7 protein-coding genes and 2 riboswitches are annotated in these 6,335 nt (G+C 72.8%); of the genes, 4 read left to right on the top strand and 3 right to left on the bottom strand.

Annotation, left to right across the window (positions count from 1 at the left end; genetic code table 11):
- A partial coding sequence (locus tag KDL01_RS38175; protein WP_212533598.1) for a class E sortase occupies window positions 1-813 on the top strand: 813 nt, incomplete at its 5' end.
- Window positions 814-823: 10 nt separating this feature from the next.
- Window positions 824-1,660, top strand: coding sequence for a phosphate ABC transporter ATP-binding protein (locus tag KDL01_RS38170; protein ID WP_212533597.1), 837 nt, complete (start codon window positions 824-826; stop codon window positions 1,658-1,660).
- A 153-nt stretch (window positions 1,661-1,813) separates the two neighbouring features.
- Here KDL01_RS38170 and KDL01_RS38165 read toward each other — a convergent pair whose 3' ends face one another.
- Window positions 1,814-2,668: a hypothetical protein gene (locus KDL01_RS38165; RefSeq protein WP_212533596.1), complete on the bottom strand. Its 855-nt coding sequence runs from the start codon at window positions 2,666-2,668 to the stop codon at window positions 1,814-1,816.
- A 7-nt stretch (window positions 2,669-2,675) separates the two neighbouring features.
- Window positions 2,676-2,897, bottom strand: a riboswitch (cyclic di-AMP (ydaO/yuaA leader).
- A 361-nt stretch (window positions 2,898-3,258) separates the two neighbouring features.
- Complete coding sequence (locus KDL01_RS38160; protein WP_212533595.1) at window positions 3,259-4,077, bottom strand: hypothetical protein; 819 nt, start codon at window positions 4,075-4,077, stop codon at window positions 3,259-3,261.
- 11 nt (window positions 4,078-4,088) lie between these two features.
- Window positions 4,089-4,239: riboswitch (cyclic di-AMP (ydaO/yuaA leader) on the bottom strand.
- Between the two features lie 187 nt (window positions 4,240-4,426).
- On the opposite strand from KDL01_RS38160, the gene KDL01_RS38155 reads away from it, so the two are divergent.
- Together KDL01_RS38155 and KDL01_RS38150 are read left to right on the top strand one after the other, a co-directional pair.
- Window positions 4,427-4,891 carry a MarR family winged helix-turn-helix transcriptional regulator gene (locus KDL01_RS38155; protein ID WP_212533594.1) on the top strand — a complete coding sequence of 155 codons (465 nt, stop codon included), beginning with the start codon at window positions 4,427-4,429 and terminating at the stop codon, window positions 4,889-4,891.
- Window positions 4,892-5,019: 128 nt separating this feature from the next.
- On the top strand, window positions 5,020-5,241 hold the full coding sequence (locus tag KDL01_RS38150; protein ID WP_212533593.1) for a hypothetical protein: 222 nt from the start codon (window positions 5,020-5,022) through the stop codon (window positions 5,239-5,241).
- Between the two features lie 66 nt (window positions 5,242-5,307).
- On the opposite strand, the gene serB is transcribed toward KDL01_RS38150, so the two are convergent.
- A partial coding sequence (gene serB, locus KDL01_RS38145) for a phosphoserine phosphatase SerB (protein ID WP_212533592.1) occupies window positions 5,308-6,335 on the bottom strand: 1,028 nt, incomplete at its 5' end.

The following is a 6,335-nucleotide window of genomic DNA, read 5'->3' as shown; positions in this document are numbered from 1 at the left end:
GTGCGGCGCCCCGCGGTGATCGCCGCCGGGGTCGCGCTGTGCGGGATCGCGTTGCTGGTCCTCGGATTCTTCGCCTACCTCTACGGCCTGTCCGGCCTGAGCGAGCAGCGCGCGCAGAGCGTGCTGTACAAGACCTTCGCGGGCGAACTCGGCCAGGCCACCGCGCCGGTCGCGGCCACCGCCGACGGCGCGCCGGTGGCGATCCTGACCATCCCGCGCCTCGGCGTGTCCGACCTCGTCGTGGTGGAGGGGACGAGTCCCAGGGACCTGACCCACGGACCCGGGCACCTGCCCTCCACCGTGCTGCCGGGCCAGGCCGGGGTGAGCGTGCTCTACGGCCGGGTGGCCACCTACGGCGCGCCGTTCGCGCACCTGATGCGGCTGCAGCGCGGCGACCGGATCACGGTGATCACCGGCCAGGGCGTCTCGACGTACGTGGTCGAGTCCTTCGGCACCGACTCCACCCCGCCGCCCGACAAGACCGCCGACCGGCTGCTGCTCGAGGCCGGCGGCAGCTCCGCCTTCCCCGACAGCGCCGTCGAGGTCAGCGCGGACCTCACCTCCCACCCGCAGCCCACACCGCCCGCCACCGGCTCGGCCACCGCGGACGAGAACGCCCTGGCCGGAGACCCGGGCGCGGTGGTGCCGCTGGTGTTCTGGGCGCAAGGACTGCTGCTGGTGCTGCTCGCCGGGGGCTTCGCGGCCCGCCGCTGGTCGCGCGGGCCCGCCCTGCTGTGCACCGCCCCGGTGGCGTTCGCACTGGTGTGGGCCGTGTACGAGAACCTCTCGCTGCTGTTGCCGAACCTCTACTGAGAGGACTGATATGAGTACGCTGCATGAGACGGCGCTGCTCGGCCCGGTGCCGGCCGCCTCCCCGGCCGCCGGCGCTACCCCGGCGGGACTCGAGACCCGCGGGGTCTCGGCCTGGTTCGGCGACCACAAGGTGCTCGAGCGGGTCTCGCTGAGCATGGCCCCCGGCTCGGTCACCGCGCTGATCGGCCCCTCCGGCTGCGGCAAGTCCACCTACCTGCGCATCCTCAACCGGATGCACGAGATGGTGCGCGGCGCCGCGCTGGCCGGGGAGGTGCTGCTCGGCGGCCAGGACGTCTACGACCCGGCCGCCCGGCCCGCCGACGTGCGCAAACGCATCGGCATGGTGTTCCAGAAGCCCAACCCGTTCCCGGCCATGACCGTCTACGAGAACGTGGCCAGCGGGCTGCGGCTGGCCGGGATCAAGGGCGTGGACAAGGACGAGGTGGTCGAGGACGCGCTGCGCCGGGCCGGACTGTGGAACGAGGTCCAGGGCCGGCTGCGCAGCCCCGGCGGCGCGCTGTCCGGCGGCCAGCAGCAGCGGCTGTGCATCGCCCGCTCGCTCGCGGTCTCCCCGGACGTGCTGCTGATGGACGAGCCGTGCTCGGCCCTTGACCCGACCTCGACCCGGCGGATCGAGGAGACCATCGCGCAGCTCGAGCAGCAGGTCACCATCGTGATCGTGACCCACAACATGCAGCAGGCGGCCCGGGTCAGCCGGCACTGCGCGTTCTTCCTGGCCGGAGAGGACCAGCCGGGCCGGGTGGTCGAGGCGGGCCCGACCGAGCAGATCTTCGAGCACCCGGTCGACCCGCGCACCGCCGACTACGTGCACGGCCGCTTCGGCTGAGCCCGTGCGGGCGCGCCGCCGGGTCCGTATGCGGCCCCGCGACGGCCCGCACACATGGCGAGAGCCTCCCCCGACCCCACCGCGCTGGGGGTGGGTCCGGGGGAGGCTCTCGCGTGTCGTGTGCGGGCCGCTGCGCCGCTCGTCACGCGATGATCACTGCTGGTGCATGATCGTGTACACCATGTACGCGGCCTGGTCCTGCCACTGGGAGTACAGGGAGCCGTTGAACGAGCGCTGCACGTCCTGCGCCGCGGTGTGCAGCGACATGTTCTCGTAGTTCGACGGCAGCGAGTTCAGGAACGCCTTGGACGCGTAGACCGTGTCGGTCAGCTCGGACGGGCTGCCCCAGCCGGTCGACGGACGCTGCTGGAACAGGCCCAGCGAGTCGTGGTCCACCGCGACGTGCAGGTTCTCCAGCTTGGACTCCTGCAGGGCGGTGGCCACCGCGATGGTCGCCGCGTACGGCTTCAGGCCCAGGTTCTCCGAGGCCTGCACGATCACGGCCGCGTTGGACCACTGGGTGGAGCTGGTGTGGAACCGGGTCTGCGAGCCCTGCGACGAGGTCGGGGATATCTCGCCCATCGACACGCTGGCGTACGGGCTCGCGGCCTTGGTCTCGGTCGTGGCCGCGGCCTGCGGGGCGGCGGACTCGGTCTTGGTGGTGGTGGTCGTGCTGTCGGTGGTGGCCGGGGCCTTCGACGCGGCGGCGCCGGGGTTCGCGGTCGAGGTGACGGCGGTCGGCTTCACGGCGGCGGCGGCCTGCGCGTCGCCCGCGCCCGAGGTGGCCAGCGGTGCCACGGCCACGCCGACGGCGGCGAGCGCGAGGACCACGGCCGGAACACGCTGCGCGGCCGGGCCCCTACCCTGCGCCAGCGCCGACGCGGTGGAACGCGCGTGGGCGGCGAGGAACGGAATACGGGAGATCGAAAGGCGCGAGACCGGAATCTTGGAGACCGGAATGCGCGAGATCAGGTTGCGGGTGAACGCACGGGGGTTGTTCGTCGACACGATGAGCTGCCTCTCCTTCAGGCCGCCTACCGGGTTAGCTGACGGGTTCGGGCGGAAGGTGAGACTCGCCCTACGGCCCGCATCGGGACGTCACGCGGCGTGCGGACTCGGTGTCCGTGCGTACGTTTCGCGAGATGCTGGGGCCGATTCACCCCGGGGGACCTGGCGCACGGTGCGCCACGGAGATTTGGGTCCCCGGCTCCGAGGGCGGAAGCGGCCGAGATGAGATCTCAGCCCGCTGCCTCCGTCCTGTCGGACTCGGCGGGTACCTCCGGTGCCGGTTCGGATTCCTCGGCGTCGGCCGGAAGTACAACGTCGACCATAGCGACCTTCCGGACAGTTGTCACAAATCGCCCGAAATATCGGCGGAGCGTGATCACGGCGCCACGCTGCGCCGAGGAAACCGGGGGTGGGGGCCGGAATCCGGGCCGCCGGATCAGGCCGGTGCCATGCCGTCGGCGACGTCGTAGATCAAGATCGTGGGCTGCGACGGCCACGTTCCGTAGGCGCACCGGCACGCAGGGCGCGAAAAAGGGCGGAGCGTGACCGTCAGGCCACGCTCCGCCCCGAAGTCCGCGGAAGGGGGTCGATCAGACCGGCGCCTTGCCGTTCACGATGTCGAAGACCATCGTCGTGGCCTGGGACTGCCACTGTGCGTAGGCGGTCGGATACCCGGAGCGCTGCACGTCCTGCGCCGCCTCCCACAGGTAGATGCCCATGTAGTCGGGGGCGTCCTCCTGCAGCGCGGCGAGGAAGGCGTTGGCGGCGTAGCTCGGGGTGGTCAGCTGGTCCGTGGTGCCCCAGCCCTGCGAGGGCCGCTGCTGGAACAGGCCGAGGGAGTCCGCGTTGGTCGCGGTGGTCAGGTTGATCAGCCGCGACTCCTGGATCGCGGTGGCCACCGCGATCACGGCCGAGTACAGCGGCATCCCGCGGTTCTCCGCCACCTGGACTATCGTCTTCGCGTTCTCCCACTGGTCCGTGCTCGGGGTGAACGTGCCCTGCGATCCGTAGAAGGCCACCGGCTCCAGCGTGCCCCAGCTCACCGAGGCGTACGGGTTGGTCTTCTCGACCACCGGCGTCACCGCGTGCGCGGTGGAGGTGGCCGAGGCCTTGGCGGAGGCGCTGGCGGAGGTCTTCACGCTCGAGGCGGCCACGGTGGTGGAGGTGGTGGTGGCCGGCGTGGTGACGGCCGTGGCCGGGACCAGGTCCGCGGTGGCCGTGTTCGGGGTGGTCGAGACGGGCTGGTCGCCCAGTGCCATGGCGGCGGCCACGCCGCCGGGTCCGCCGACCACCGTGCCCGCGAGCGCCGCGACGGTGATCGCGGGGTACTTGCGCATCCACGAGTTGTTGGCGTCGGAGCGGGTGATCGGACTCTGACGCCCGTGCTTCGACTTACTGTGACTGCCCACGGTCCCTTACAGCCCTCTCCCTCGTCCGCCTACCGGGTTAGCTGACGGGTTCGGGCGGAAAGAGACGCCCTACGCTCCGGGGCCGGAGCGATTCACCCCGCGGCGGGGAACTACCGAAGTGGGTCCCCGGCTCCACGTGTGTGGACTCGGCGGTCGCATCCGGTGTCGCACGGGTGGCGACATCCGCCGGATGTGTTGGCCCCAGAACCTAACAGATCCAGCGGCCCGATGTCACCGTTTCGTCTCGGCCTTGCCACCGCTTTGACTCGGCGTGAGATCCGCCTTACCGCGGGTGGATGCGCGCCGGGCCGCGGGTGCGCCGACGGCACCTCCCGTTAACCTGGGTGACGTGAACGCCGAACCGACCGGGGCCGCCGCGAGCAGCCCGAGCCAGGCCGACCCCCAGGAGATCGCGCGTCTGCGGGTGGCCATCGGCCGCCTGCACCGCCGCATGGTCCAGCACACGGCCGGGGATCTGACGTTCTCTCAGACCTCCGCGCTGGTGGCGGTGGACAAGCTCGGCCCGATCCGGCTCGGCGAACTCGCCGCCCGGGAACGGGTCGCCGCGCCCTCGATGACCCGCACCGTCTCCGGCCTGGTGGAGGCCGGGCTGCTGCACCGGGCCGGGGACCCGCAGGACGGGCGCTCCTACCTGCTGAGCATCACCGAGCAGGGCCGCGGCTTCATCGAGGCGCTGCGCACCGAGCGCTCGGCGGTACTCGCCGCCGGCATCGCGCAGCTGGGCGAGGAGGAGATCGCGATCCTGCGCAAGGCCCTGCCCGTGCTCGAACACCTGGCCGAACAAGAGTCCTGAGGCCCCGGCGGCGCGGGACACGCCCGCCGCGCCCGCAGCGCACTGGCGCGACCGTGGCGCGGAGCGCGGCCGCCGCTCGCCCCACCCCGGGCGCGGCGGGCCGGGACCCCGGTGGCAGGATGGCCCGCATGGACGTGCAGGACCAGACCCCCGCCACCGCCGACTCCGCCGCAGACGCGCCGGCCGTCGAGGACGCCGCGCCGAAGCCCGTCGAGGAGTGGCCGCCGCGCGAATGGCGCGAGACCACCCGCTCCGCCGGCCACCGCCAGGCGGCGATCGTGGCGGGCGCCATGCTGGTGATGTTCGCCGCGCTGGTCGTGCTGGCCATCTGGGCCTCGCACAACGGCTGACGGCCGACTCGCGGAGCCGGTGCGGGCCGCGGGTGACGTACCCCGGGCCCCGGGCGTCGGCCCCCGCTAGGCGCGCGCCCCGGCCGCCGTCGCCGTACGCGGGCCCGCGGTCTGCTCGGTCAGCTCCTCGATCTCGTCGCCCGGGATGCCGAGCAGGAACAGGATCGTGTCGAGGAACGGCACGTTCACCGCCGTGTCGGCCTGCTGGCGCACCACCGGCTTGGCGTTGAACGCCACGCCGAGCCCGGCCGCGGCCAGCATGTCCAGGTCGTTCGCGCCGTCGCCGATGGCCACCGTCTCGCTCAGCGCCACCCCGGCCGCCTGCGCGAACTCGCGCAGCGCCGCCGCCTTGCCCGGCCGGTCCACGATCGGGCCGACCACCCGGCCGGTGAGCCGTCCGTCCACCACCTCGAGCGTGTTCGCCGCCGCGTAGTCCAGTTCCAGGTCGGCCGCGAGCAGGTCGGTGATCTGGGTGAACCCGCCGGAGACGATGCCCACCTGGTAGCCCAGCCGCTTGAGCGTACGCACCAGCGTGCGTGCGCCCGGGGTGTAGCGCACCTGGGCGCGGACCTTCGTGAACACCTCGGCGGACAGGCCCTCGAGCAGGGCCACCCGGGCCCGCAGCGAGGCGGCGAAGTCCAGCTCCCCGCGCATCGCCTCGGCGGTGACCCGGGCCACCTCGTCCAGGCAGCCGGCGTGCCCGGCCAGCAGCTCGATCACCTCGTCCTGGATCAGCGTGGAGTCCACGTCCATCACCACCAGGTGCTTGGCCCGGCGGGCCAGCCCGGCCCGCTGTACGGCCACGTCCGCGCCGCACGCCGCGGCCACCGGCGCCAGCCGCCGGCGCAGCTCGAGCGGGTCCACCCCGGACACGTCGAGCTCGATGGCGGTCACCGGGTACTTCGCCAGCCGCACGATCCGGTCGATGTTGCCGCCCGCGTCCGCCAGCGCCCGCGCCATCCGGCTCATCGCGTCCGGACCCAGCGGCGCGCCGAGCAGGGTCACCCGGCTGCGCCCCACCCCGCGTCGCCCGCTATCGCGAGGAGCTGCACAACTACGAGGACAAGCACGACGCGATGCGGATCGCCCTGGTC

It is taken from the genome of Actinospica durhamensis, assembly GCF_018139695.1.
Taxonomy (GTDB): Bacteria; Actinomycetota; Actinomycetes; order Streptomycetales; family Catenulisporaceae; genus Actinospica; species Actinospica durhamensis.
Note: the sequence above shows the minus strand (reverse complement) of the source record. Positions and strands in the feature narration are given on the sequence as shown.